Source organism: Kitasatospora sp. NPDC056181, assembly GCF_042266225.1.
Lineage (GTDB): Bacteria > Actinomycetota > Actinomycetes > Streptomycetales > Streptomycetaceae > Kitasatospora.
The window spans coordinates 1-25,549 of record NZ_JBHJUK010000101.1 but is presented as its reverse complement, the minus strand read 5'-3'; the positions used below and the strand labels follow the sequence as shown (position 1 = coordinate 25,549).

Sequence of the window (25,549 nt, the reverse complement as noted above, 5' to 3'; positions counted from 1 at the left end):
TCATGCCGCTCAGCCGTCGTCCTGTCCTACCGGATACCACCGCGGTCTGTCACCGGCCGCGGCGGCCGGGTCCGTCAGCCCGCCGCCAGCTCGCGGGCCCGGGCGCGTGCCCAGTCCTCCGCGTGCAGGACGTCCTCGACCGTCAGGGAAGTTCCCGCCGCGGGCGTTCCGTGCTCGGCCACGACCTTGGCAACAGTGTCCACGATCCCCGTGAAGGCGAGGCGGCCGTTCAGGAAGGCGTCCACGCACTCCTCGTTCGCCGCGTTGAAGACCGCCGGAACGGTGCCGCCCAGCGAGCCCGCCTCGCGGGCCAGCTCCACCGCCGGGAAGGCCTCGTTGTCCAGCGGGAAGAACTCCCAGGTGGCCGCCTTGGTCCAGTCGCACGCGGGCGCCGAGTCCGGGACCCGGTCCGGCCAGCCGATGCCCAGTGCGATCGGCATCCGCATGTCCGGCGGGCTGGCCTGGGCCAGCGTGGACCCGTCCGTGAACTCCACCATCGAGTGCACGACCGACTGCGGATGGACCACGACCTCGATCCGCTCGAACGGCACGTCGTACAGCAGGTGCGCCTCGATCACCTCCAAGCCCTTGTTGACCAGGGTGGCCGAGTTGATCGTCACCACCGGGCCCATCGCCCAGGTCGGGTGCGCCAGCGCGTCCTGCGGGGTCACGCCCGCCAGCTGCTCGCGGCTGCGGTTGCGGAACGGGCCGCCGCTGGCGGTGACCACCAGCTTGCGGACCTCCGCCCGGGTCCCGCCGGCCAGCGCCTGGAACAGCGCGGCGTGCTCGGAGTCCACCGGCACGATCTGCCCGGGCTTCGCGACCGCCTTCACCAGCGGGCCGCCGACGATCAGCGACTCCTTGTTGGCCAGCACCAGCACCCGCCCCGCCTCCAGCGCGGCCAGCGTCGGGCGCAGGCCGATCGAGCCGGTGATGCCGTTCAGCACCGAGTGGCACTCCGTCGCGGCCAGTTCGGTGGCCGCGTCCGGGCCCGCCAGCACGGCGGGCAGCGGCCGGCCCGCGGCCTTCGCCGCCAGCGCCTCGCGCAGCGCCGGCTCGGCCGCCGGGTCGGCGACCGCCACGGTGTGCACGCCCAGCTCGAGCGCCTGCTCGGCCAGCAGCTCCACCCGGCCGCCCGCCGCCGACAGGGCGACCACGCGGAACCGGTCCGGGTTGCGGCGCACCACGTCGATGGCCTGGGTGCCGATCGACCCGGTGGACCCGAGGATCACCAGCTCCCGGGGGGCGGAGGGGTCCTTCACCACGGGGGTGAAGCGCAACTGCGGGTGCGCGAGCGAAGTCATGCGCCCATTGTGTCCTGCCCGCGGGCCTCCCCAGGACGCCGGTCCGTGCTCCCGCTACCGTCGGAGCCATGCGTACCGTCATCGCCGGGGGCCACGGACAGATCGCGCTCAAGCTGGAACGGCTGCTCGCCGAGCGCGGCGACCGGCCCGCCGGGATCATCCGCCGCCCCGAACAGGCCCCGGACCTGGTGGCCGCCGGCGCCGAGCCGCTGCTGCTCGACCTGGAGGCCGCCACCGCCCCCGAACTCGCCCAGGTGCTGGCCGGCGCCGACGCCGTGGTCTTCGCCGCGGGCGCCGGGCCGGGCAGCGGCGCCGACCGCAAGAACACCGTCGACCGCGACGCGGCCGTCCTGCTCGCCGACGCCGCCCGGCTGGCCGGCGTCCGGCGCTACCTGATGATCTCCTCGATGGGCGCCGACGCCGGCGCGACGTACCCCGCCGACCCGGTCTTCGAGACCTACCTGCGGGCCAAGGGCGCCGCCGACGACGCCGTCCGGGCGAGCACCGCGCTGGAGTGGACGGTGCTGCGCCCCGGCAGGCTCACCGACGGCCCCGGCACCGGCCTGGTCCGGCTCGCCCCGTCCGTCGGGCGCGGAGCGGTGGACCGGGCCGACGTGGCCGCCGTGCTGGCCGCGCTGCTGCACGAGCGGGGCACCGCCGGGCAGACCCTGGAACTGGTCTCCGGCAACGCCACCGTGGCCGAGGCCGTCGCGGCGGCCGCCGGGCACGGCTGAGCCGCTCCCCCGTCCCGTCCGGACACGTCGAGGGGCCCGGACACCGCTCCGCGGTGCCGGGCCCCTCGAGGCTCGTCCTAGAGGTCCAGGCCGGTGAGGACCAGGACCTTCTCGACGGTGTAGTCGTCCATCGCGTACTTGACGCCCTCGCGGCCGACGCCGGAGTCCTTGACGCCGCCGTACGGCATCTGGTCGGCGCGGTAGGACGGGGCGTCACCGATGATCACGCCGCCGACCTCCAGCTCCCGCTGGGCGCGGAAGGCGGTCTGCAGGTCACGGGTGAAGACACCCGCCTGCAGGCCGAAGTCGGAGTCGTTGACGGCGGCGAAGGCCTCGTCGGTGCCGTCCACCTTGTGCAGCGACAGGACCGGGCCGAACACCTCGGCCTTGGCCAGGATCGCGTCGGCCGGCAGGTCGGCCAGCACGGTCGGGGCGTAGGTCGCACCCTCGCGGGTACCGCCGGTCAGCACCTTGGCGCCCTTGGCGACCGCGTCGTCCACCCAGGACTCCACCCGCTTGGCGGCGTTCTCGTCGACCAGCGGGCCGACGTCGGTGGCGTCCTCGTTCGGGTCACCGGTGACCTGGGCCCGGACCTTGGCGACGACCTTCTCCACCAGCTCGTCGTAGACGGACGCGTCGGCGATCACGCGCTGCACCGAGATGCAGGACTGGCCGCCCTGGTAGTTGGCGAACATCGCGATCCGGGTGGCGGCCCAGTCCAGGTCGGCCTCGGAGGACCAGTCGGCGAGCACCACGGCCGCGGCGTTGCCGCCCAGCTCAAGGGTGGTGTGCTTGCGCGGCACCGAGTCCATGATCTGGTAGCCGACCTTGTCCGAACCGGTGAAGGAGATCACCGGCAGACGCGGGTCCTGCACCAGGGCGGGCATCCGGTCGTTCGGCACCGGCAGGACGCTCCAGGAACCGGCCGGCAGGTCCGTCTCGGCCAGGATCTCGCCCAGCACCATCGCCGAGAGCGGGGTCGCCGGAGCCGGCTTGAGGATGATCGGGGCGCCGACCGCGATCGCCGGGGCGACCTTGTGGGCGACCAGGTTCAGCGGGAAGTTGAACGGGGCGATGCCCAGCACCACGCCGCGCGGGAACCGGCGCACCACCGCGAAACGGCCGACGCCGCCCGGGTCGGTGTCCAGCCGCATGGTCTCGCCGTTGGTCCGGCGGGCCTCCTCGGCCGCCCAGCGGAAGACGGAGACGGCACGGCCGACCTCACCGCGGGCCCACTTGATCGGCTTGCCGTTCTCGGCGGTGATCAGCCGGGCGATCTCCTCGGTGCGCTCGGCCAGGCGCTTGGCCACGTGGTCCAGCGCGGCGGCGCGCACGTGCGCGGGGGTCGCGGCGAACACCGGAAGCGCGGCCACGGCGGCGTCCAGCGCCTCCTCGACCTGGGCCTCGGTCGGCACGCTGACCTTGCCGACCAGACGGCCGTCCCAGCTGTTGTGCACCTCGAAGTCGGCGTCGCCGCTAGCCCGGCGGCCGGCCAGCCAGAATTCGTACGTGGTGGTCACCGTGGTACCGGCCCTCTCCTCGTCGTCCTCACGGCCCCACGGACGTGGAACCTGGAACCGAGGGTAGGGCGGCGGCGCACCGACCCGGATTGGCCACCAAGTAGCGTTCGACCGGGCAGGCACTCCACAGCGTCCAGCCCGGGGATTTATTCCTCGCCGGAGCGCCGGGATCCGTTCCCCGCGGGAGCGCCGGGATCTACTCCTCGCCGGAGCGCAGCGCCAGCCAGAGCTCCATCCGCACGTCGGTGTCGTCCAGCGAACGCCCGAGCAGCTCCTCGACCCGCCGCATCCGGTACCGCAGGGTGTGCCGGTGCACGCCCAGGTCGGCGGCGGCCGCGTCCCACTGACCGTGTCTGGACAGCCAGGCCCGCAGCGAGGCCACCAGGTCACCGCGCGCCGTACGGTCGTGCTCCCGCAACGGGCGCAGCAGCCCCTCCGCGAACGCGGTCACCGCGTCCTCCCCGAGCAGCGGCAGCAGCGAACCCGCCCCCACCTCCTCGTGGTCCACCGACCGGCGGCCGCCGCGCAGCGCCACCGCCAGGGCCCGCTCGGCCTGCGCGTGCGCCGTCCCCGCCTCCTCCAGCGCCGCCGGCGCCGAGACGCCCAGCGACAGCCCCTCGTGCTCCTCCACCACCCCGAGACAGGCCCGGTGCACCGCCCCGTTGTCCAGCGCCAGCACCATCAGCCGCTCCCCGTGCGCACCGTCCTCCCGCGCCACCAGCAGCTTCTCGCCCACCCGGGCACCGGCCTGCTCGGCCCGGTCACCCAGCTCGCCCAGCGCCTCCGCGGCGTCCACGCCCTGCCCGGCACCCGCCACCATGACCCGGACCGTCCCCTCCGGCAGCCCGCCGAACAGCCCCGCAGCCACCTGCCGGGCCGTCCCCACCTCACCCGCCAGCACCATCCGCAGCAGCGCCGCGCCCATCCGCTCCTCCGCCTGCCGCAGCTCGCGCGAGCGCTCCAGGGTGAGGGTCAGCAGCGCCACCGCCGCGTTCAGCACGTACCGCTCGGTCGGCGTGATCCGGTCCTCGGTCCCCACCGCCAGGAAGCCCCGGGCCCGCCGGTCCGCCCCCAGCGACTGGACCACCACGTAGTCCTCGTCCGCCGTGTCTATCCCCGGCGCCCGTCCCTGCAGCGCGGCGCTCGACGGCGCCGGCCGGCGACGCAGCCGGTCCACCTCGGCCGCCAGCCGCCCCGCCCGGCGCGCGGCCCAGTCGGGCGCCACCACCGACAGCGCACCCGACCCGTCGTACAACGCCGCCCAGCCACCGAGCCGCGCCGCCAGCCGGCGCACCACCGCGGTGGTGCCGTCCTTGCCCAGCGCCGCCCGGGTCAGCTCCTCCTGCGCCTCGAAACTGGTCGTCACCGCCTCGTACTGCTCGGCCGCCAGCGCCGCCGACACCACCTTGCTGATCGCGATGAACGGCGTCGGCTCGGGCACCCGCAGCAGCGGCAGCCCCCGCTGCGCCGCCGCGTCCACCAGCGGCTGCGGCACCTCCGTGTGCGACAGCCCGACGCCCAGCCCCAGCCCCACCACGCCCGCGTCGGCCAGCCGGTGCACGTACGCCTGCAGCTGGGCGGCGGTACGGCCCAGCTTGATGCCGGTGGTGAGCAGCAGCTCGCCGCCCTCAAGGAACGGCGTCGGGTCGTCCAGCTCGCTGGTGTGCACCCAGCGGACCTGCCGCTCCAGGTGGTCCGCACCGGCGAGAACCGTCAGATGGAGCGAGGTGTTGCGGACGACGGAGGCGAGTGTGGGAGGCATGGCACCTTCGAGGGAACGACCTGACCGCGCCGTTGCGGCCGGGCGAGGAGAGGGCAGCGGGAGCTGGGGACTACGTGGGCTACGAGGACGTCGGGGCTTCGGGGCCCTGTCGGCTTCGGGGCCTCTGTGGTTCGGGGCCTCTGTGGTTCGGGGCCTCTGTGGTTCGGGGCCTCTGTTTCGGGGCCTCTGTTTCGGGGCGTCGGGGCTGAGGGAGGGGTCTCTCCTCTCATTATGGACGCCCCGGACAACCGGCACTGCCGAATCCACCTCGAAGGCGAGCTTCAGCCCCGCAGATCCACCAGCAGCGGCGGTACCTGCTCCCCCGACACCGCCGTCAACGACACCACCGCGTGCCCCGCGGGCAAAGCGTGCGCCAGGTCCGACGGCGACCAGCGCAACCGCTCCACGTCCCGGGTCGTCACCGACTCGGTCTGCGCGGTCGTCCCCGACAACGCCTTCCGGCCCAGCCGCCCGGCCCGCCGGAGGGCTCCGCCCTCCGTTAGTGGGGCATGGGTGACGACCTTCTCGTGGATCACGTGAGTGCCCCAGGCTTCCGAGAAGAACTTTCCGTCCCAAGGCGCGATACCGGGGAAGACCATTCGGCATCCGACGGCACCGAACAACGGCGTCCGTAGCACCTCGGGCAGGTCCATGAGCGTGCGCAGCAACAGAACCGCTCCGGCGTTGGCTCCGCGCATCCGCTGCAGCCCTCGCACCGTGCTCGCGTCGAGTGCCGCCGACGCGTCGTCCACCACCAGGCCGGCGAAGAGCGAACGATCCTCACGGGCAGCCGCCGCCAGCACGAACTGACCGACCACCAGCCGCGACAGGATGCGCGCCGCCTCCGGGTGGCTGCGCTCCGGCAGCTTCACCCTGACCCGGAGCGGGTGGTCGAGGGCACGCATCGCGAACGGCGGCCGACCGGTGCCGTCGGTCATGAACGCCCCTTCGAACGCCGGGCGGTCCAGCAACGCGAGCCGGTCCGCCAGCAGCGCCCCCGGGTCGTCCGCCCGTCCGCGTTGCAGGTCGCGATGTTCCAGGTCCCGCTCATAGGTTGCCAGTCGGCCTGCCGCGCGCAAGGCCTTCACCAGCGTCTCCTTGACGTCCGCCTCACCCGAGAGCAGCCCTCGCAGCTCTCGCACGCCGGGATAGCGGCCATAGGCGGCGTGGAACGGGCCGACCACCTGCTGGAGAGCCATCCGGGCACTCTCCGCGCGTGCAGTCAGTTCGTCCGGCAACAGTGCGTCCGCCAGCCGGGCGGCCGCCTCGTCCGGGTCCTGCGTGGCACCGTAGAGGTCCAGTCCGTAGACCGAACCAGGCTCCCCCGGCGCGATCACCACGTCGTACCAGGTGTCCGGGCCGAGATCGGCGTCCGCGGCCCCGATCGCCACCACGCACGCCGTCCCCGCCAGCGCCTGGAGGCAGAGCGCCTCGACGGCGGGCCGGGCCAGCCGCGCTGTCTTCCCGGTCCCCGCCGGGCCGACCGCAAGGAGCGAAGTGCCCAGCAACGTCGGATCAAGCGCGAATCCGGTCGTCCGGTAGGCCTGAGGGTTCTTCGGAACATCCTGAGTCGTCCCGAGCCGCACCTGCTGCACCAGCAGGTCGTGATGCGCAACCCGCCCGGTCAGTTCCCGGCTACCGGACGGGTGACTGAACGCCGCCGCGCCACGAGCCATCACCTGTTCCACAAAGGCCGGTACGAACACGTGGTCGGCCTGGGCCGACTCCCACGCCCGCTGGATTCGCACGTAGTCGACATCCCCGACCGGTTCCCCGTCGAGCCTCCCCGCTGCAGCGCCAGCACCGCCAACACGTTGGGCAAACCACGGGTCCGCGACCGGTGGCGCCTCCGGCGATGCCGTCGGCTTGGCGGGGCCCGACCCCTCATGGGTGATCGCCCGTGCGAGCACAGGAGCGATGTTCTGCTGCCAGCCGGCTCGGGTCAGGAATCGACGGGCCACCTCCCGCCAGCGGCCCGTCCGCCAGAAGACCGCCGCCGCACAGCTGATGGTGACCAGATTGATCAGGATCTGCACCGCGTTGAACTGGTCGGGCGAGGTCCCGTCGAACCAGCGGAAGAGGAACCCCGCCGCGTACATCAGCACCACAGTGCCGACGTAGTACGTGGCGACGGTTGCGACCACGTTCAGCGCAGCCCGGAGCAGCAGCGGCCCGGTTGGCACCTTCGCCTCCTCCGCCCGGTCCGGGTCGACCTGTTGGTAGCCCTGGCGGTAGATGCCCGGAGGGGCTTCGGGGCGGGGGGCGGCGACCCAGGCGGGGAGGTCGAAGGGGGGGTGGTGGGGCCGGGGGTGGGGCAGGGGTGTGGGGGGTCTGGTGGTGGTCCGCTCGCCGTGGCCCCGTGCCCCGTCCAGTTCCATGTACGGCCCCGCTCCCTCGCCCGCCCGGCCCGACCGTCGTCGGTGCCGCCATACCCATGCCGCCGTACCGGCGACACGCCCGCGCTCAATGTAGTGGAGCGGAGCCTCCGGGTAGTCGCACCACCCGCGCTGGCCGCCTAGGACAAGTCGGACGGCCCAGTGCTACCGAGTGGCGCATGCCTGGCCGGGGAACGCGGCCGTAGCCTGCGAAGCACCGAGCCGAGAAGTCTGGAGAAACCCATGAGCGCCGCAACGCCGCTCCCGCAGGAGCGCCGCCTGGTCACCGCGATCCCCGGTCCGAAGTCGCAGGAGCTGCAGGCCCGCAAGCTGGGTGCGGTGGCGGCCGGCGTCGGCACCACGCTGCCGGTGTACGTGTCCCGCGCCAACGGTGGCGTGCTGGAGGACGTGGACGGCAACTCGCTGATCGACTTCGGCTCCGGCATCGCCGTGACCAACGTCGGCAACAGCGCCGAGGCCGTGGTGGCCAAGGCGACCGAGCAGCTGGCCGCCTTCACGCACACCTGTTTCATGGTGACCCCGTACGAGGGTTACGTGGCCGTGGCCGAGCAGCTCAACGAGCTGACCCCGGGTGACCACGAGAAGCGCACCGCGCTGTTCAACTCGGGCGCCGAGGCGGTCGAGAACGCGGTGAAGATCGCCCGCGCCTACACCAAGCGCACCGCCGTCGTGGTGTTCGACCACGGTTACCACGGCCGCACCAACCTCACCATGGGCCTGACGGCGAAGAACATGCCGTACAAGCAGGGCTTCGGTCCGTTCGCCCCGGAGATCCACCGGGTGCCGGTGGCCTACCCGTACCGCTGGCTGACCGGTGCGGAGAACTGCGCCGCCGAGGCCGCCGCCCAGGCCATCGACATCATCAACAAGCAGATCGGCGCCGAGAACGTCGCCGCGATCATCATCGAGCCGATCCAGGGCGAGGGCGGCTTCATCGAGCCGGCCAAGGGCTTCCTGCCGGCGATCGTGGAGTTCGCGAAGGCCAACGGCATCGTGTTCGTCGCGGACGAGATCCAGACCGGCTTCTGCCGGACCGGCCAGTGGTTCGCCTGTGATGACGAAGGCATCGTCCCGGACCTGATCACGACCGCCAAGGGCATCGCCGGCGGTCTGCCGCTGGCCGCGGTGACCGGTCGCGCCGAGATCATGGACGCCGCGCACGCGGGTGGCCTGGGCGGCACCTACGGCGGCAACCCGGTGGCGTGTGCCGCCGCGCTGGGCTCCATCGAGACCATGAAGGAGCTGGACCTCAACGCCAAGGCGCAGCGGATCGGCGAGATCATGCTGAACCGCCTGCGGGCGATGCAGGAGAAGTTCGAGATCATCGGCGAGGTCCGCGGCCGCGGCGCGATGATCGCGGTCGAGCTGGTGAAGCCGGGTGGCAAGGAGGCGAACGCGGAGGCCACCGCGGCCATCGCCAAGGCCTGCCACGCCGAGGGCCTGGTGGTCCTGACCGCCGGCACCTACGGCAACGTGCTGCGCTTCCTGCCGCCGCTGGTCATGCCGGAGCACCTGCTGAACGAGGGCCTGGACATCATCGAGGGCGCCTTCTCGCTCCAGGGCGTCACCGCCGCCTGACCCTGCCGCCCGACCGGGCGCCACAGACCCGCCGGAGGGATGTCCGGACAGCGCTGAACGGCCCGTCGGGACTCTCGTCCCGGCGGGCCGTTCGGCCGTCCCGGCCCGGTTCGGCCCGGTTCGGCCGGGTGTGCAAGGCCGTCCGGACCGGGACACGGCCGGGGTGAAGATGCTGTGCGGAATCGCTGAAGCTCCTCGGAGCGACACGGCCGTTGACGTAGTGTCATCACAGATGGACAGCGAGCCTCAGCCATTGACGGATCCGTCCGCGGCACCGCCCCCGGTGGTGGGTCCGCGTGCCGGCCGTGATGACAACCAGACCGTCCCGCAAGGGCCGGCGCACACCGAAGGCCGATCGACCGACCGTCCGACCCACACCCCCCGGGGCGCACGGAACGGCGATCATCAGAGCCGCCCCGGAGCTCTCCCCCCTGCTCCGGGGCGGCCGCTTCGCGTTCTCGGGCGGTTCTCCGCCTCCACCGCGCTGCCGGTCGTGCTGGGCGGGGTGCTGGTACTGGTCTCCTGGCAGGTGGCCGTCGACGGGCCGCTGCTGGGCCTGGACCGGTGGGCCCGGCACACCGTCCGGGAGAGCCGGCACGAGCTGCACAGCACGCTGCTCAACCATCTCGGCAAAGCGCTCTCGGACCTCGGCAGTTCGGTCCCGGCGATCCCGGTGCTGCTGGCCGGCGGGGCGCTGGCCGGGTGGCGGTCCCACCGGGCCGGGGCGCCGCGCTGGTGGCGGCCGGTGGTGACCACGGCGCTGACGGCCGGGCTGATCCCGCTGCTGGTCGTCCCGGCGAAGGCCTGGTTCGCCCGCCCGGGCCCGTTCGGGGCGCCGCTGGCGCCGGACCAGTGGGGCTGGTACCCGTCCGGGCACACGGCGACCGCGGCCCTCTCGTACGGCGTGGCCGTGCTGCTGCTCGCCCGTACGGTGGGCGCCGCGGCGCGCCGCCGGCTGTACGCGGCGGCCGCGCTGCTGGTGGCCGGTGTCGGCCTCGGGCTGGTGTGGAGCGACTACCACTGGCTGCTGGACGTGGTGGCCAGCTGGTGCCTGGGCGGCCTGGTGCTCTGGGCGTTCGCCCGGTGGCTGCCGCCGCGCAGGCCCCGGGGGCGGAACTCCTAGCCCTCGGCGGGCTCGTCGTTGCGGTGGACGAGGCCGGCCTCGCCGTTGTCGCGGTGCCACTGGACGACCAGCTCGTCGCGGGCGCCGAAGCGGACGAGGTGACGGCCGACGACGTCCTCCAGGCCGGCCAGGTTCTCGGCCTCGCCCTCGACGGCGAGCAGCAGGGCGTCGGGCGCGGCCTCCAGGGTTGCGGTTCCGGCGCTGAAGGCGAGGGTGCCGCGGCCGGTCTCGTCGGACCAGTGAGCGTCGATCTTGCGGCCCATGTGGGCGGCGAGCTGCTTGGCGTAGCGGGCGGGGCGGTCGGTGGCGACGCGGGCTTCGGAGCGGGGCACGGGCCCTCCAAGGGTCGACGGAGGGAACTTAGGGTGCCCTCACTTGTGGCTACGCTAACTCAGATACTGAGCTTTACTCAACATATTTCCGGTGCCTGCCGGGATCCGGCTCCGCACAGGGCCCGATGCCCGGCCCCAGGCCGGCCCGAAGGCCGGTCCGACGGCTGGTCCGACGGCCGGTCCTCGCCGCCTTCCGCCTCCCGGACCGGCCGATACCCTTGGTCGAACACCTGCCGAGGAGAGCCGCCCATGACCACGACGCCGACCGACGACGCGGCGAGCCCCTCCCCGGCCCCGGACGCGCCCGGCGGTGCCACGCCTCAGGACTCCGCTCCTCCGGGCCCCACCCCTCAGGACTCCGGCGCCCAGGACAGCACCGCCCAGGACACCGCCGCCGAGCTCGCCGACGCCATGACCCGGGCGATCAAGCGGATCCGGCGTCGCACCAGCGAGCGGCTGGAGCCCTACGGCATCACCCCCGGCCAGGGCCGCGCGCTGCGCACCCTCGCACACGCTCCCGGCTGCGAGCTGCCGGACCGGGCCATGCGGCTGAGTGACCTCGCGGACCGGCTGCACATCGCCCCGCGCTCGGCCACCACCGTGGTCGACGCGCTGGAGGAGGCGGGCCTGGTCGAGCGCACCCCGGACCCGGCCGACCGTCGAGCGGTGCGGATCGTGCTGACCGAGGCCGGCCGTTCGGCGGTGGAGCGGATCGGGCTGGTCCGGCACGAGGTGGCGCAGGAGTACTTCGGTCCGGTCAGCCCCGCCGAGCAGGACGTGCTGCTGCGGGTGCTGCGCTCCGCAGAGGCCGCGTACGCGGCCGCCACGCCGCCGCGCCGGACAGCGCCCCCGGGCGCAGCGCAGTGATCCCGATCCCGGCGATCACCAGCAGTGCGGCGCAGCCTGCCAGCGGGCTGATCCTCTCGCCGAGCAGCAGCCAGGCCGAGGACATCCCGAACACCGGCACCAGCAGGGAGTAGGGCGCCACGGCACCGGCGTCGTAGTCGCGCAGCAGGAAGCTCCAGGCGACGAAGCCGAACAGGGTGGAGACCAGCCCGACGTACCCGATCGCGCCGAGGCCGGCCGGGGTGATCTCGCGCAGCGCCTTCAGGTCGGCGGCCGGCCCCTCGACCAGCAGGGAGAGCCCGAGCAGCGGCAGCGGCGGGACGGCGCTGACCCAGACCATCCAGCGCAGCGCGTCCGGCGGGGCGGCCTTGCGGGTCAGCACGTTCGACAACCCCCAGGCCACGGCGGCCAGGACGACCAGGGCGAACGCGCCGACCGGGCCGCCGAGGCCGTGGTCGAAGGCGGTCAGCCCGATGCCGGCGAAGGCCACGGCCAGCCCGGCCAGCCGCTGCCCGCCGGGCCGCTCGCCCAGCAGCACGGCGGCGAACAGTGCGGTGAAGACCGCCTGGCCCTGGAGGACCAGCGAGGAGAGCCCCGCGGGCATCCCGGCGTGCATGCCGAGGAAGAGCAGCCCGAACTTGACCACCCCGAGCACGAATCCGACCGCGAGCACCCATCGCCAGGCCACCCGGGGCGGCCCGACGAAGAAGACCGCCGGGACGGCGACCACCGCGAAGCGCAGCGCGCAGAAGAGCAGCGGCGGGAAGTTCTGCAGGCCGATGTGGATGAGCACGAAGTTGAGGCCCCACACGGCGGCCACCAGGACGGCCAGGGCGATGTGACGCGGTCTCATGCTGCCGCCGGTGGCGGCCTGTGCTGCGGTCATGGGTCGAGGATGGCCGCCACCGACCGTGTAGCACCAGCGATGAATACTGAAGCCCACGCTTTAGCATTGCTGCATGATGGATCTGGGACGCCTGCGGGCGCTGCACGCGGTCGCCGTGCACGGTTCGGTGGGCGGGGCCGCCGCCTCGCTCGGGTTCACCCCGTCGGCGGTGTCGCAGCAGATCGCCAAGCTGGAGCGCGAGACCCGGACGGTACTGCTGGAACGGCAGGGCCGGGGCGTGGTGCTGACGGACGCCGCGCGCGAACTGGCCGCGACCGCGCAGGCGGTGCTGGGCCTGGTGGAACAGGCCGAGGTCCGGCTGGAGGAGCAGCGCGGCCGGGCGGTCGGGCGGCTCCTGGTGGCGGCCTTCGCCACCGGCGCCCGGGGGCTGATGCCGGGCACGCTCGCCGACCTGCGCGAACGCTGCCCCGAGCTGGACGTCCGGCTGCTGGAGAGCGACCCGTACCCGGCCGCCGAACTGGTGGCCCGGGGCGAGGTGGACCTGGCGCTCGTCCAGGACTGGCCGACCGTACCGCTGCCGGTGCAGGAGGGCCTCTCCCGGCTGGAGCTCGGCACGGACCCGGTGGACCTGCTGTTGCCGGCCGCCCACCCGCTGGCCGCGCTGGCCGTGGTGCCGGTGGGACGGCTGTGCGGGCTGCGGTGGATCAGCGTGCCGCCGGGCAACATCTGCCACGACTGGCTGGTGCGGACGCTGCGGGAGGCCGGCGAGGAGCCCGAGGTGCGCTACCAGGTCGGCGAGTTCGAGACGCAGATCGCGCTGATCGCGGCCGGGCTCGGCGTCGGCCTGGTGCCGCGGTTGGGACGGGGCGCGCTGCCACCGGAGGTGGTCGCCCGGCCGGTCGTGCCGGAGCCCTCCCGCCGGGTGTTCGCGCTCTGGCGCACCCAGGCCTCCCGGCGCCCGGCGATCACCGCCGCGCTGGCCGCGATGCGCACCCGGTGGGCCGCGCTCGGCGGGTGAACGGCCGGGCCCGCGGGCGGTCGGCACCCAGGCGGTCGGCCCCCGGGCGGTCGGCCCCCGGGCCGGTGAACGGTCGCCCGCACGACGACGCCGCGGCCCATCTGCCCGTCAGCCCGTCAGCCCGTCAGCCCGCGAAGCCGATCACCAGCCACATGAAGGCCACCCCCACCAGGGTGCAGAGCAGTGTGGTGCGCGAGGGGTGCGGGCTGTGTGCCTCGGGGAGGATGTCGGAGGTGGCCAGGTAGAGCAGGAACCCGGCGAAGAAGCCGAGGTAGAGGCCGAGCAGCCGCTCCGGGATGGTGAACAGCAGGGTGATCGCGGCGCCGGTCACCGGCGCGAGCGCGTCCGCCGCCAGCAGGGTCAGCGCCCGCCGCCGGTCGTTTCCGTACAGCCGGGTGATCGTGTACGTGTTGAAGCCGTCGGCGAAGTCGTGCGCGACCACGGCGATGGCGACGACCGTCCCCACGGTGGTGCCGGCCTGGAAGGCGGCGCCGATCGCGAAGCCGTCCATCACGCTGTGGCCGACCAGGGCCAGCGCCGCGGTCAGCCCGATACCCGGTGCCCCGCTGTCGGCACCGGACGCCCGGCCGTGTCCGTGCCCGTGGACGTGCTGGTGGCCGTGGGTGTGCTCGGCGTACTCACCCTCGTGGCCCCGGTGGATGGCCACCGCCCGCTCGACGATGTGGATGGCCAGGAACCCGGCCGCGAACATCAGCAGGGCCTGCGGCACGCCGTGGAGCTCCTCGGGCGCCTGGCGCACCGCCTCCGGCAGCAGGTCGAAGGCGACCACGCCGAGCATCAGCCCGGCCGCGAAACCCAGCACCAGATGGCGGCGGTCACCGGTGCGCTGGGCGACGTAGCCGCCGATCAGGGTCATCAGGAACGCCCCGGCGGCGACCAGGATCGCGGTCACCGCGCCTCCCCCGTACCGGGCACCGTGCCCACGCTGCCAACCCCGTCCCGCCCTCGCCCGGGCCGATCACCGGCCGCTGCCGGAGGGCTGGCCGGGCGGACGCCGTGAAGCGCCGCCGCCCGCCGGGCCCGGTCGCCTGGCGCCCGCGCCCACCAGCTTCACGCGCCGTCCGGACGGACGCCCGCCGGGCGGGCCGTCGGGGTGAGCGCCACTCGTCCCCGGACGGGCTCCTCCGGGCGGCTCCCCCGGGCCCCGGCTGCGGCACGGCGGCCGACAGAGTCGACGACCCGGGACGGACGACCGACGCCGTGGCGGCCCCGGCACACTGGCCGACCGGCCATCGACCTGGCGGGTCAGGGCCGGCGGGTCAGGGCCGACACGTCAACGCCCGGCGCGTCAGAGCCCAGCGGATCAGCGTCCGGCGGGTCAGAACCCGGCACCTCAGCTCCCCGGCGCGTCAGAGCCCGGCGGCGAGCGGAAGGCCGAGGTGGGTGCGGGCGAGTTCGCGGACGCCGTCGCCGTCGACCAGGTGGATGTGCTGGTGACCGTCCTCGCCGGTGAGGTCGAGCGCCTCGTCGGCGAACCGGCCGGTGGTCAGTCTCAGGCCGCGCTCGGCGGACTCCTCGCGGACCGCCTCCGCCAGTGTGCGGATCTCCTCCTCCCCCACCGGCTGGGCGCTGCGGGAGGCCCAGACCACCCAGCGCCCGGGCAGCGCACTGCCGGCCGGCCCCTCACCCGTGGCGACCAGTCCGGCCGGGCCGCGCAGCCGTACGCTCCACTGCGCCAGCCCGCCCCGGGTGAGCAGTTCCCGCACCAGCTGGGCGAACTCGTTCGCCGAGAGGTCCGGCGCGGACGGCACGGCGGGCCCCGCCACCGCGGCCGGTTCGACGCCCGCCCGGGCGTACGGGTCGGGGGTGACGGCGGCGCCGAGCTGGCGCAGCCGGACCAGCGCCTCGTCCTGCTCGGCGTCGGCGTAGACGCCCTCGCCGTCGTGCTCCTCGTAGGGGGCGGCGGGCGGCAGCAGCCTGGTGCGGGCCAGGGCGTCGCGGTCGGCGTCCACGCTCACCAGGCAGAGCGGCTCCGCCCCGGGCTCGCGCAGCCAGCCGTTGAGCACCACGCCAGCCAGTATCTCGTCGGTGTCGACGGCGTCGGCGGCCTGCAGGGCGCGCAGCGCCAGCCGGGCGACCAGCCGGAGGTAGTCGGTGGCCCTGTCGGCGGGCGGGCGCGGCACCGGGAGGATCTCGCCGTCCGTGCCGAGCCGGTAGCCGGTCAGCGAGGGCACCAGGTCGAGCGTGGGAAGGTCGAGGTCGAGGACGGCGGTGCGGGTGAGCGGGCGGAACACCGCCCGGCACGGGGCGGGGAGGTCCTGGGTCGACGTCTCGGCGGCGGCCAGGGCCCGCTCCAGCAGTGACTCCACCGCCGCCGGTTCGGCCAGCCGGTAGGCCCGGCGGCACTCCTCCAGGCTGTCGTTGTACTCCCGCACCGCGCGCGCCCGGGCCTGCTCGGCCTGCTCGTGGACGCGCCGGGACTCGTCGGCGGCCGGGCTGCCGGCCTCGGCCTGCCGGGTGCGCCACTCCCGCAGCGCACGCTGGTGGGTGAGCCGGGCCTGGGCCAGCTCGCGCTGGTAGCCGGAGTCCAGCAGGCGCCGGGCCGGGCTCACTTCGGGGTCGGCCGCGGGCGGCTCGGCGGGTGCGTAGTCCTCCCAGCGGGGCTCGGCCTCGCCGGCCGCCGGTGACGGGCCGTCGGCCGGATAGGGCCTCGGCTCGTACCGGCGCAGCTGGCTCTCGAAGTCCATGGCCGAGACGGGCAGCGCGGCCCGCCGCAGCAGGTCGGCCAGCCGTTTCTGCTCGGCCTGGACGGTGAGCGTGCGGTGATGGGTCAGCGCGGCGGCCCGGGCGTGCGCGGCGACGGCCTCGTCCCCGTCGGTGTCGGGCGGCCCGGCCCGCCCCGGTCCCCTGGCGCGAAGGGCGCGAAGGACGCGTCGGGCGCGGAGGGCGAGTCGGGCGCGTCAGGGTCCTCGGGCACGTCCACGCCGAGGTCGCGGAAGACCGAGGCCAGAAAGCCGGGTTGGGGGGCCATGACCGTACCGTCGGAGTGTCCGTCTGCTGAGTACTGCATCGGTGGTCGTTCCCCCATGCTCGTCCGGCACCTGCCCGGGCCGGCCCGCGACCCCGCGGCCCACCCCTGCCGGCCATTGTCCACCGAACGGGCGCACCGGTCAGCCAAGCCTCTCAGTTGGTCCTGGTGTTGGTCAGGTGCAGGCCGATGTAGCCGACATAGATCCGGCCACTGCCTGAGCAGTCGTCGAGGTAGTGCAGCCGCGGTGCCGTGCGGCCGCCGCCGATCCGCAGGTGCGCGCCCATGAACGCACGCCGGGAGGCGTCGACACACTCGGGCACCGGCAGCATCCGCTCGCGCTTCCACTTGGTGTGGCTGAAGACCGTCCGGGACTCCCCGCGTACCGCCTTGCGGGGCGGGAAGCGGTGGCAGCCGGCCGGCGTCCGCTCGCACCACTGCTTGAAGTCGCCGCCGGCCTCGCCGCGGACGGCGGCCTCGGCGTACTCCTGGAGGGCGGTCAGGCCGTCCCAGGTGAGCCTGGCCCAGCCGGCTCCGGAGCACTGCAGCTCGTCCAGGGCGAGCGCCGCCTTCTGGTCCCCCGTGAAGGTGAGCAGCGGGAACTCCCCCAGCCTGGCCATCAGTTCGGTGAAGCTGCCCGGGGTGCCCGGTGTCGCAGCGGCGCCGGGGGCGCCAGGGGTAGCGGCGCGGCGGCCGGTCCGGCCGGGTGCGGCCGCGCTGCCGGGGCCGGGGCAGAGGCGGCCGGCCAGGGCGCGGACCTGGGCGGTGCCGCGGCGGCGCTCCAGGCGCAGGCTGCGCCGGGCCCGCTCCAACTCGTCGGCCCTGGCCTGCTGTTCGGCCCGGTCCTGCTGCTCCTCGTGGGCGAGGGCCGCGAGCTCGGCCCGGGCCGCGGCGTCGTCCGGTCCGGTGCCGGCCCGAGGTGCGGGCGGAGGCACCCGCAGCACGGGTACGGCGGCCAGCGGCGGCGGCAGCGGCTGTTCGGCGGCGAGCCGGCGCGGCTCGCGGGCCAGCAGGCCGGCCGCCCGCCGGACGTCCTCCTCGATCCGGCGGCGGGCCAGCACCGGGTGCCGGGCGCCGTCGTGCCGGGAGGCCGGGTCGACCTCGGGCAGATAGGTGCGCACCGCCCCGCCGTACACGGCGTGGTACTCCAGCGCGACGTTGAACTCCGTCCGGGCGGACGGGTCCAGCACGTAGGCGGTGGCGAGGCCGGGCAGCTGCCCGCAGAGCGGGCGGACGACCTCGGCGACCCACGCGTCGAGCCCGCGGTCGAGCGGGACGCTGGCCACCACGGTGGGCAGTCGGCGCGCCGGGTCGCAGAGCTCGTCGATCAGCCCGTCGACGTCGGCGGCGCTCAGCACCCGCGGCGCGAGCTGGACGGCGGCCGGACCGTCGGCGGCGTCGAGCAGCGGCAGCAGGGTGCGGGCCAGCTCGGGCACCGGAACCCGGCAGGGTGTCCGCACGCCGTTGCCGGTGGTGTGCGTCTCGGCCTCCAGCCGGACCCAGGTGGGGCCCTCGGCCCCGGTCGCTATGGTGAGGGTGAGCTGGTGCGTCCCGTGCGGGGCGGGGGTGCGCAGTCGGCGACGGTCGTAGCGGCCGGTGCCGCGGCTGCCGCGGAGCAGGCCGCCGTCGCGGTCGAGCAGGATGCGGCCGCCCAGCCGCAGGCGCTCGCCGGGGGCGGCGGGACCGGGCTCGGGGGCGGGTGCGGAAGGATCCGGATCGTGGACGACGGGCTCGCGGAGCACCGGCGGTGGCTCCTCGCAGCCTTCCTGTTTCAGCCAGGCGCCGAGGCGCTGGTCGGCCAGGGCGAGGGCGTAGGCGTGCGGGAGCGCGGTGGTGACGGTCATCCGGTAGGGCGTCGCGGGGCCTCTCGGGCCTGGCAGATCGGCACGGGCGGACGACGGGGAGCGGTCTGAGGTCATGCGCATACCTCCGTGGTGCGGTGGTGGGGTCTCTCGTCCTCCATCGATGGGGTGGTTCGTCCGGTTCGGCCGGATCCTTGCCCAGGAAACGCCACAACCCGGAGCGGAAGTTCCAACTCCGGGTCACGTCAATACGTTCGAGTGAATCTGCTCAAGCCTCCCGCCGCCGCGGGCCGTCATCTGCTGGGGCCGCGCCCGGCCGTCGTCGCGCTCAGTGGCCGTACCGCGCCCCGCCGTCGCGCGGCACCCGGGCGTCGTACGGCTCCCGGCCGTCGTGCCGGATCCGGGTCGGGGTGCCGAGCGGTCGCGCCGGGCAACCGCACCGGGCAGTCGTGCCGTGCTCAGCCGTCGTCGCGCTCGGGACCGGTGCGGCTCCACTCCGGCACCGCCACCGGAACCGCCAGCGGGCAGCCCTCCGGGCTGTCGTAGCTGGCGATCAGGACGACGGGGACGCTCCCGTGGTTGCGGCCGACGTGGATGTGGACCGGTCCCGCCTCCTCGACCAGCGACTCCCCGGCGCAGCTGACCTCGACCCGGCCGTCGTGCAGGGTCCGGGTCAGGGTGCCGGAGAGCACCACGACGTCGACCCGCCCCGGGTGGTAGTGCCAGCCCGTGCTGGCCCCCGGGGGCAGCGTGATGGTCTGGACGACGGGCATCTCGGTTCGGCTTCCTGGTCGGCGGTCCGCCCAGGCTAGGCAGGCCCGGCAGGCGCCGAAACGGGCGGGGACCGGACTGTCCGAAACTCTGTCCGGAATCCGTGCCGCCTCAGACGGGCACCTCGACGTACGTCCGCCCCGCCGCGACCGCAACCGCGGTACCGCCGGTCGCCTCGGCCAGCCAGGTGTGGAACTCGGCCACGTCCGGCTCGGGCACCCCGACCTCGATCCGCACCCCCGTCGCCTCGTACGCCAGGTCGCTCACCGCGTACCCGGCCGCCCGGAGGTCGTTCTCCACCCGCCCGGCCCGGGTGTGGTCCGCCGTCACCGCGAGCAGTGCCACCGGCCGCCGCTCCAGCAGTCCGACCGCGTCCACCGCCTCCGAGACCGCGTTCCCGTACGCCCGCACCAGGCCGCCCGCGCCGAGCTTGATCCCGCCGAAGTACCTGGTCACCACGGCCACCGTGTCGGTCAGGCCTCGCCGGCGCAGCACCTCCAGCATCGGCACTCCGGCCGTGCCCCCGGGCTCCCCGTCGTCGCTGGAGCGTTCGCGCCGCTGCTCGTCGCCGACCACGAAGGCGGTGCAGTTGTGCCGGGCGTCCCAGTACTGCTTGCGGATGCCCGCGATGAAGGCCTGCGCCTCCTCCTCGTCGGATACCCGGGCGAGGTGGCAGATGAAGCGGGACTTCTTGATCTCGGTCTCGTGGCTGCCCGCGCGCCGGATGGTGAGGTACTGCCTGGGGGTCGGCTCCGGCGTGGCGGACATGGCGCGGTGGTTCTCCCGAACGACGAGGACGGCAAGGGGCTGGCGGGGCCGGCCGGAGCACCCCGGCGGCCCCGCCAGCCTAACCCTCGATCAGCGGCCGGCCAGCGCGTCCAGCTGCGCGCGGTCCAGGCCGGTCAGCGAGGTGACCTCGGCGAGGTCGACCGCGCCGCAGTCCAGTCCGCGCAGCACGTAGCCGCTGAGCGCCCGGGCGGTCGCCGGCTCGTCCATCACGTCGCCGCCGGCCTTGGCGACGTACGCGGCCAGGCGGGCGGCGGCGGCCTCCAGCCCCTCGCGGTAGAAGGAGTAGACGGCGGCGTAGCGGGTCGGCAGGTGTGCCGGGTGCATGTCCCAGCCCTGGTAGTAGGCGCGGGCCAGCGAGCGGCGGACCAGGTCGTGGTGGAGCTTCCACGCGGCGTGCACCTGCGCGGTGGAGCCGGTCGGGATGACGTTGGTCGAGCCGTCGGAGAGGCGGACGCCGGTACCGGCGGCGGCCACCTGCATCACCGCCTTGGCGTGGTCGGCGACCGGGTGGTCCATGCTCTGGTAGGCGGCGCTGACCCCGCACGAGGCGCTGTAGTCGAAGGTCCCGTAGTGCAGGCCGGTCGCCCGGCCCCCGGCGGCCTCGATCATCAGCGACACGGTGGCCCGGCCGTCGGGGCCGAGGATCGCCTGGGTGGTCTCGATCTGGATCTCGAAGCCGATCCGGCCGGCCGGCAGCCCGGCCGAGCGCTCGAAGTCCTCCAGCAGCCGGACCAGCGCGGTGACCTGCTCGGCGTACGTCACCTTGGGCAGGGTGAGCACCAGGCCCTCGGGCAGACCGCCGTTGGCCAGCAGGGTGGCGAGGAACAGCTCCAGGGTGCGGATGCCGCGGTCGCGGACGGCCGCCTCCATGCACTTGATCCGGATGCCGATGTACGGCGGGGCGCTGCCGTCCGCCACCGCGGCGGCGACCAGCTCGGCGGCCCGGACGGCGGCCGCGTCCTCCTCGGCGTCGGGCCGGGGGCCGTAGCCGTCCTCGAAGTCGATCCGCAGGTCCTCGACCGGCTCCCGCTCCAGCTTGGCCCGGACCCGGGCGTGCACGTCGGCGAGCAGCGCGTCGTCGGCCACGCCGAGCGCGCGGGCCAGCTCGGCCGGGGTGCCGGCGTGGGTGTCGAAGGCCTCCAGCGCCTGGCGGCCCCAGTCGCGGACGGTGTCGGCGCCGAAGGCGTCGGCCGGTACGTAGACGGTGTGGACCGGCTGCCGGGTACCGGAGTCGCCCGGGTAGCGTCGGGCCAGGTCGGCGTCGACCGGGGCGAGCAGCGCGTCCACGGCGGCACGCGCCTCGCCGGAGAACGAGGCTCCGCCCGTCGGCCCGGTACCGTCCAGCTCGACCTGCGACATCCGCACTCCTCCGCACCTCGCCGGTCCGTGGCGGACCAACGCTTCAACAGTTTGTTGAGGCGAAGGTAGCCCCGCCGTGGTCGGGCGTCAATGGCCGACCGAGCGGTGGACGGGCAGGTGGGCGGCCGGTGCGGGGGCGGCCACGCGGGGCGGGACCGGTCGGTCAGTCCCTCCCGGCGGCGGCGTAGCGGTCGCTCAGCTCGGGGAAGAGCCCGGCGACGTCCTTCGGGTGCACCGACCCGTCCGGTCGCGTGCCGGCCACCCCGTACTCCTTGGTCAGCCAGTCGGCGAGGCGCTGCGGGTCGGGCTGGTGCCCGTGGGTGTCGATGTAGCTCACCAGCGCGTCGTAGCAGAGCTCCGGGTCCAGCCGGGACGACGACGGACGGGAGTCCACGTCCTCCTGGTAGCCGGACTCGGACGGGCGGCCGGCGACCTGCGGGGCGACCGGCTCCGGCGAGCGGTCCGCCTGCTGCGGGTACTCGGCCTCCTGCGGGTACCCGGCGTCGTCCGGGTGCTCGCCGCCCTGGGCGGGGGCGGGCTCGGGCAGGACCGCCTGCGCGGCGGGCCGCGGGGCGGACTGCGGTCCGGGCTGGGCGGCTGCCTGGGGCTCGGACTGGGGGGTGGTCGGCCTCGGCGGCTTGAACCACGGCGAGGCCTGGCCGGGGACGCGGCCGCCGGGCGAGCCGTCGCCCTGCGGCCCGCTGGTACGGACCGGACGCTCCGTCCAGACGTTCAGCTCCTCGCGGGGCTGCGGCGGAGCCTGCTGCTCCGCGCCCGCCGGCTCCTGCGCCGCGCGAAGGCGCACCGCGGCCAGCTTGGCGAGCATCGGCGCGGCCACCTCGGCCGGCACCGGCGCGACGGCGGGCGAGGCCGCCTCGGGCTGCGTCTGCTGGGGCTGCCGCGGCGCCTGGGGCTGACCGTTCTGGAGCTGCTGGGGCTGCTGGACCTGGGGCTGGGACTGGAACTGCTGCTGGACCTGCTGGACCTGCGGCGGCTGCCCGCCCGCGGGCTGGGCGACCGCGGGCTGGGCGACCGCAGCGGCGGCGGCCGGCGGAATCGCCGCAGTCGCCGCCCGTTCCGCCGCCAGCTCCTTGGCCTCGCGCAGCTCGCGGGCCTCGCGCGCCTCGTCGTCCAGCCGCTCCAGCACCCCCGGGTCGAGCGGCACCCCGTACTTGGCCAGCTTGAGCGGCAGCAGCGCCTGGATCGGCGCCGAACGGCGCCAGCCGCGGCCGTACCGGAACCGCAGCTGTGCCCGGTAGACCAGCCGGTTCTGCTCCAGCCGGACCACCTCGTCGTAGGAGCGCAGCTCCCAGAGCTTCATCCGCCGCCAGAGGCGGAAGGTCGGCACCGGGGAGAGCAGCCAGCGCATCATCCGGACCGACTCCATGTGCCGGTCCACCGTGATCGCGGCGATCCGGCCGACGGCGTGCCGGGAGGCCTCGACGACCACCACGAAGAGCACCGGGATGACCGCGTGCATGCCCATCCCGAGCGGGTCGCCCCAGGAGGCGGCCGCGTTGAACGCGATGGTGGCGACGGTCAGCAGCCAGGCGGTCTGCCGCAGGAGCGGGAACGGGATCCGCAGCCAGGTCAGGACGAGGTCGAGCGCGAGCAGGACCACGATGCCCGCGTCCACGCCGATCGGGAAGGCGTACGAGAAGGCACCGAACCCCTTCTCCGTCGCCAGCTCCCGCACGGCGTTGTACGACCCGGCGAAGCCGATGCCCGAGATGAGGCAGGCTCCGGCCGCGACCAGCCCGAGCAGGCCCCGATGGGCCTTGGTGAGCGATGGGCGTGCCATTACGTCTATCAACCCCTGGATGTCGGCTGCGGCCGTACGCTGCCGCGGCTGCCGGTTCCCGCTTGTCGGGACGCCGGACGGCTGCAGCGACCTCCGGGCTCGGCCCACCGGAGTTTACTCGTACACCTGTTTCAGCGTTCCCGCAGCCCAGGGTGTCACTGCCTGCCGCACATCCGTTCCCGCGACCGTGCCCGGTGGCGACCTCAGCCGCTCCGTTCCCGCGCCCGCGGCCGGTCGGGGCGTCAGCCGGCCCGCTCCACCGTGCCGTTGAGGTAGGCGAGCACGGCCAGCACCCGACGGTTCGCGTCGTCGGCAGGGACCAGTGCGAGCTTGGTGAAGATGTTGGCGATGTGCTTGGCCACCGCGCCGTCGCTCACCACCAGCCTCGCCGCGATCGCCGAGTTGGAGCACCCCTCCGCCATCAGCTCCAGCACCTCCCGCTCACGCGGCGACAGCCGCTGGAGCGGGCCCGGGCGCCGCGCCGTGCTCTGCATCAGCTTGGCGATCACGTCCGGGTCCATCGCCGTCCCGCCGGCGGCCACCCGGCGGACCGCGTCGATGAACTGCCCAGCATTGAACACCCGGTCCTTCAACAGGTAGCCGACGCCGCCGGTGCCGTCCGCCAGCAGCTCCCGCGCGTACAGCTGCTGCACGTGCTGCGACAGCACCAGCACCGGCAGGCCCGGGATCTCCCGCCGCGCCTGGAGCGCGGCCTGGAGTCCCTCGTCGGTGAGCGTCGGCGGCAGCCGTACGTCCACCACGGCGACGTCCGGACGGTGCGTCAGCAGGGCGTCCAGCAGTTCGGGGCCGGTCTCGACCGCGGCGGCGATCGTGAAGCCGTGCGCTTCCAGCAGCCGGATCAGGCCTTCGCGAAGGAGGTAGAGGTCCTCGGCGAGGACAACTCGCACGGCAGCTCCAGAGTGATGGTGGTCGGACCGCCCGACGTGCTGTCGATGGCGAGGACACCGTCGAAGGTACCCAATCGCCGCTCGATCCCGCGAAGGCCGGTGCCCCGGGCGGGGTCGGCCACGCCGACGCCGTCGTCCGTCACCGTGACCCGCAGCCTCCCGGCCCGGTACAGGATGTCCACCCAGACCTGCTCCGCGCCCGAGTGCTTGGCCGCGTTGGCCAGCAGCTCGCAGATGCTGAAGTAGACGGCCGCCTCCACCGGCGCCGCCGGACGGTCCGGCAGGCTCACGCAGACCTCCGTCGGCAACGCGCTGTCCAGCGCCAACGCCCGGACGGCGTCGCCCAGTCCGCGCTCGGCGAGCACCGGCGGGTGTATGCCGCGGACCAGGTCGCGCAGCTCCTGCAACGCCCGGGCCGAGGACTGCCGCGCCTCGGAGAGGAGTTCGCGGGCTGCCGCCGCGTCGGTGTCCATCAGGTGCTCGATCGTGCCGAGGGTCATCCCGATCGCCACCAGGCGAGCCTGTGCGCCGTCGTGCAAGTCCCGCTCGATCCGGCGCAGTTCGGCCGCCTGACTGCCGGCCGCGTCCGCCCGGGTCTCGGTCAGCTCGGCCACCCGCCTGGTCAGCTGTGCCCGCGAGGCCCGGCCGTCCTGGTCCAGCACCCGGCGCGCCAACTCGGCGTACGCGCGCACCGCGAGCGGCGCGACCAGCACTCCGAGGACGGCCAGTGCCAGCCCGAGGACCGCCGAGAACAACAACGGACCTGCGGCGACCCCCGCCGGCCCGGCGCCCGCCAGCGCCACCATCGCATAGCCCGTCCCGCCCAGCACCAGGCCTGCCACCGGCGCCGCCAGCGCCACCGTGGCCAGCGGCCTGACCACCAGCCAGGTCATTTCCGACCGCGTCGTCCGGTCCCGCACGGCCCAGTTCAGCAGCGACGCGAGCTTCGCCACCGCGTGGGACCGGTGGTACGAGTACCCCGTCCACCAGTGACCGCGTTCGTCCAGCTCCAGCGCCGGCCGGGGCTCGTACTCGGCCGGCAGCCGGATCCCGTACCAGCGGACGAGCTGCGCGCGGGTACGGTCGGCGCTCGGGCGGACGAAGAGGCCGGCGACCGCGAGGCCTGCAACGGCCGCCGTCACGAGGGCGAGCAGGATCCCCAGAACCTCGGACTCCAGGAACGTGGCGAGCGCGGCACCGGTGAACAGCGCCGTGAACAACGGCAGAGCCGTGGCCGGGACGGCCCCCAGCGCCAGCAGCGACAACCGGACCAGCGCGCGGCCACCCTCCGCGAGGGCCGCTTCGGTCTGGGCACGCATGCTCGCGCCGCTCGTTCCACTCGCTGTTGTCACGGATGCTCCTGATGCCGGTCCCGATCGTCCTGCTTCAGTGTTCCCGAGCCGGCCTGTCCGGGGCACTGGCCGTACGCCCCTATTCCGGGGGTGGTCCTAGCACCACCCCTCTGGGGGGCCTGCCCGGCTGAGCGAGGAAGAGGGGGGAGGATGGGGCCGCGCCGCAATTTCCGGTGTGCCGCAATTCCGGTGTGCTGCCGTTCCGGGAAACGCAGAACTCCGAGAAATGCAAAGAACCCCCGATCCGTGATGGATCGGGGGTTCTCTGTGAATGATTGTTCGGCGGCGTCCTACTCTCCCACAGGGTCCCCCCTGCAG

At 74.4% G+C, this 25,549-nt stretch carries 20 protein-coding genes; 5 read left to right on the top strand and 15 right to left on the bottom strand.

Annotated features, from left to right (window positions below):
* Positions 1 to 74: 74 nt before the first annotated feature.
* A complete protein-coding gene (dxr, locus tag ACFC1F_RS30285; protein WP_376163056.1) occupies positions 75 to 1,304 on the bottom strand; it encodes a 1-deoxy-D-xylulose-5-phosphate reductoisomerase in 1,230 nt (409 codons plus the stop codon).
* Positions 1,305 to 1,372: 68 nt separating this feature from the next.
* Here dxr and ACFC1F_RS30280 point away from each other — a divergent pair, with 68 nt between their 5' ends.
* On the top strand, positions 1,373 to 2,038 hold the full coding sequence (locus tag ACFC1F_RS30280; RefSeq protein ID WP_376163054.1) for an NAD(P)-binding oxidoreductase: 666 nt from the start codon (positions 1,373 to 1,375) through the stop codon (positions 2,036 to 2,038).
* A 77-nt stretch (positions 2,039 to 2,115) separates the two neighbouring features.
* Here the strand turns inward: ACFC1F_RS30280 and ACFC1F_RS30275 are convergent, their stop codons facing one another.
* From ACFC1F_RS30275 to ACFC1F_RS30265, 3 genes are all read right to left on the bottom strand, one after another.
* On the bottom strand, positions 2,116 to 3,558 hold the full coding sequence (locus ACFC1F_RS30275) for an aldehyde dehydrogenase family protein (protein ID WP_376163052.1): 1,443 nt from the start codon (positions 3,556 to 3,558) through the stop codon (positions 2,116 to 2,118).
* Positions 3,559 to 3,754: 196 nt separating this feature from the next.
* A complete protein-coding gene (locus ACFC1F_RS30270; protein ID WP_376163050.1) occupies positions 3,755 to 5,320 on the bottom strand; it encodes a PucR family transcriptional regulator in 1,566 nt (521 codons plus the stop codon).
* A gap of 281 nt (positions 5,321 to 5,601) precedes the next feature.
* On the bottom strand, positions 5,602 to 7,503 hold the full coding sequence (locus ACFC1F_RS30265) for an ATP-binding protein (RefSeq protein WP_376163049.1): 1,902 nt from the start codon (positions 7,501 to 7,503) through the stop codon (positions 5,602 to 5,604).
* Positions 7,504 to 7,938: 435 nt separating this feature from the next.
* Here ACFC1F_RS30265 and gabT point away from each other — a divergent pair, with 435 nt between their 5' ends.
* Together gabT and ACFC1F_RS30255 are read left to right on the top strand one after the other, a co-directional pair.
* The gene (gene gabT, locus ACFC1F_RS30260) at positions 7,939 to 9,294 is read left to right on the top strand and encodes a 4-aminobutyrate--2-oxoglutarate transaminase (protein ID WP_376163047.1); all 1,356 of its coding nucleotides are present in this window, start codon (positions 7,939 to 7,941) and stop codon (positions 9,292 to 9,294) included.
* Between the two features lie 493 nt (positions 9,295 to 9,787).
* The gene (locus ACFC1F_RS30255; protein ID WP_376163045.1) at positions 9,788 to 10,417 is read left to right on the top strand and encodes a phosphatase PAP2 family protein; all 630 of its coding nucleotides are present in this window, start codon (positions 9,788 to 9,790) and stop codon (positions 10,415 to 10,417) included.
* Here ACFC1F_RS30255 and ACFC1F_RS30250 read toward each other — a convergent pair.
* Positions 10,414 to 10,749, bottom strand: coding sequence for a DUF2218 domain-containing protein (locus ACFC1F_RS30250; RefSeq protein ID WP_376163043.1), 336 nt, complete (start codon positions 10,747 to 10,749; stop codon positions 10,414 to 10,416). The two genes, ACFC1F_RS30255 and ACFC1F_RS30250, sit on opposite strands and share 4 nt — an antisense overlap.
* Positions 10,750 to 10,998: 249 nt before the next feature.
* Here ACFC1F_RS30250 and ACFC1F_RS30245 point away from each other — a divergent pair, with 249 nt between their 5' ends.
* Entirely contained in the window at positions 10,999 to 11,616 is a 618-nt protein-coding gene (locus ACFC1F_RS30245) for a MarR family winged helix-turn-helix transcriptional regulator (protein WP_376163041.1), read from the top strand.
* On the opposite strand, the gene ACFC1F_RS30240 is transcribed toward ACFC1F_RS30245, so the two are convergent.
* A complete protein-coding gene (locus ACFC1F_RS30240) occupies positions 11,507 to 12,448 on the bottom strand; it encodes an EamA family transporter (protein WP_376163065.1) in 942 nt (313 codons plus the stop codon). The genes ACFC1F_RS30245 and ACFC1F_RS30240 overlap by 110 nt on opposite strands.
* 106 nt (positions 12,449 to 12,554) lie before the next feature.
* Between ACFC1F_RS30240 and ACFC1F_RS30235 the strand changes: the two genes are divergently transcribed.
* The gene (locus tag ACFC1F_RS30235; RefSeq protein ID WP_376163039.1) at positions 12,555 to 13,460 is read left to right on the top strand and encodes a LysR substrate-binding domain-containing protein; all 906 of its coding nucleotides are present in this window, start codon (positions 12,555 to 12,557) and stop codon (positions 13,458 to 13,460) included.
* A 124-nt stretch (positions 13,461 to 13,584) separates the two neighbouring features.
* Here the strand turns inward: ACFC1F_RS30235 and ACFC1F_RS30230 are convergent, their stop codons facing one another.
* The 9 genes from ACFC1F_RS30230 to ACFC1F_RS30190 all read right to left on the bottom strand — a co-directional run bounded on the left by ACFC1F_RS30230 (position 13,585) and on the right by ACFC1F_RS30190 (position 25,198).
* The gene (locus tag ACFC1F_RS30230; protein WP_376163037.1) at positions 13,585 to 14,373 is read right to left on the bottom strand and encodes a ZIP family metal transporter; all 789 of its coding nucleotides are present in this window, start codon (positions 14,371 to 14,373) and stop codon (positions 13,585 to 13,587) included.
* Between the two features lie 457 nt (positions 14,374 to 14,830).
* Complete coding sequence (locus ACFC1F_RS30225) at positions 14,831 to 16,168, bottom strand: restriction endonuclease (protein ID WP_376163035.1); 1,338 nt, start codon at positions 16,166 to 16,168, stop codon at positions 14,831 to 14,833.
* 436 nt (positions 16,169 to 16,604) lie between these two features.
* The gene (locus tag ACFC1F_RS30220) at positions 16,605 to 18,293 is read right to left on the bottom strand and encodes a hypothetical protein (protein WP_376163034.1); all 1,689 of its coding nucleotides are present in this window, start codon (positions 18,291 to 18,293) and stop codon (positions 16,605 to 16,607) included.
* A gap of 416 nt (positions 18,294 to 18,709) precedes the next feature.
* Complete coding sequence (locus tag ACFC1F_RS30215; RefSeq protein WP_209416842.1) at positions 18,710 to 19,024, bottom strand: cupin domain-containing protein; 315 nt, start codon at positions 19,022 to 19,024, stop codon at positions 18,710 to 18,712.
* A 109-nt stretch (positions 19,025 to 19,133) separates the two neighbouring features.
* Complete coding sequence (locus ACFC1F_RS30210; RefSeq protein ID WP_209416843.1) at positions 19,134 to 19,790, bottom strand: YigZ family protein; 657 nt, start codon at positions 19,788 to 19,790, stop codon at positions 19,134 to 19,136.
* 90 nt (positions 19,791 to 19,880) lie between these two features.
* Positions 19,881 to 21,170 carry a DUF6986 family protein gene (locus tag ACFC1F_RS30205; RefSeq protein ID WP_209416844.1) on the bottom strand — a complete coding sequence of 430 codons (1,290 nt, stop codon included), beginning with the start codon at positions 21,168 to 21,170 and terminating at the stop codon, positions 19,881 to 19,883.
* Positions 21,171 to 21,333: 163 nt separating this feature from the next.
* The gene (locus ACFC1F_RS30200; protein WP_376163031.1) at positions 21,334 to 22,971 is read right to left on the bottom strand and encodes a DUF2637 domain-containing protein; all 1,638 of its coding nucleotides are present in this window, start codon (positions 22,969 to 22,971) and stop codon (positions 21,334 to 21,336) included.
* A 242-nt stretch (positions 22,972 to 23,213) separates the two neighbouring features.
* Complete coding sequence (locus ACFC1F_RS30195; RefSeq protein ID WP_376163029.1) at positions 23,214 to 23,879, bottom strand: LuxR C-terminal-related transcriptional regulator; 666 nt, start codon at positions 23,877 to 23,879, stop codon at positions 23,214 to 23,216.
* On the bottom strand, positions 23,831 to 25,198 hold the full coding sequence (locus ACFC1F_RS30190) for a sensor histidine kinase (RefSeq protein ID WP_376163027.1): 1,368 nt from the start codon (positions 25,196 to 25,198) through the stop codon (positions 23,831 to 23,833). Before ACFC1F_RS30190 ends, ACFC1F_RS30195 begins: the two co-directional genes overlap by 49 nt.
* Positions 25,199 to 25,549 lie beyond the last annotated feature (351 nt).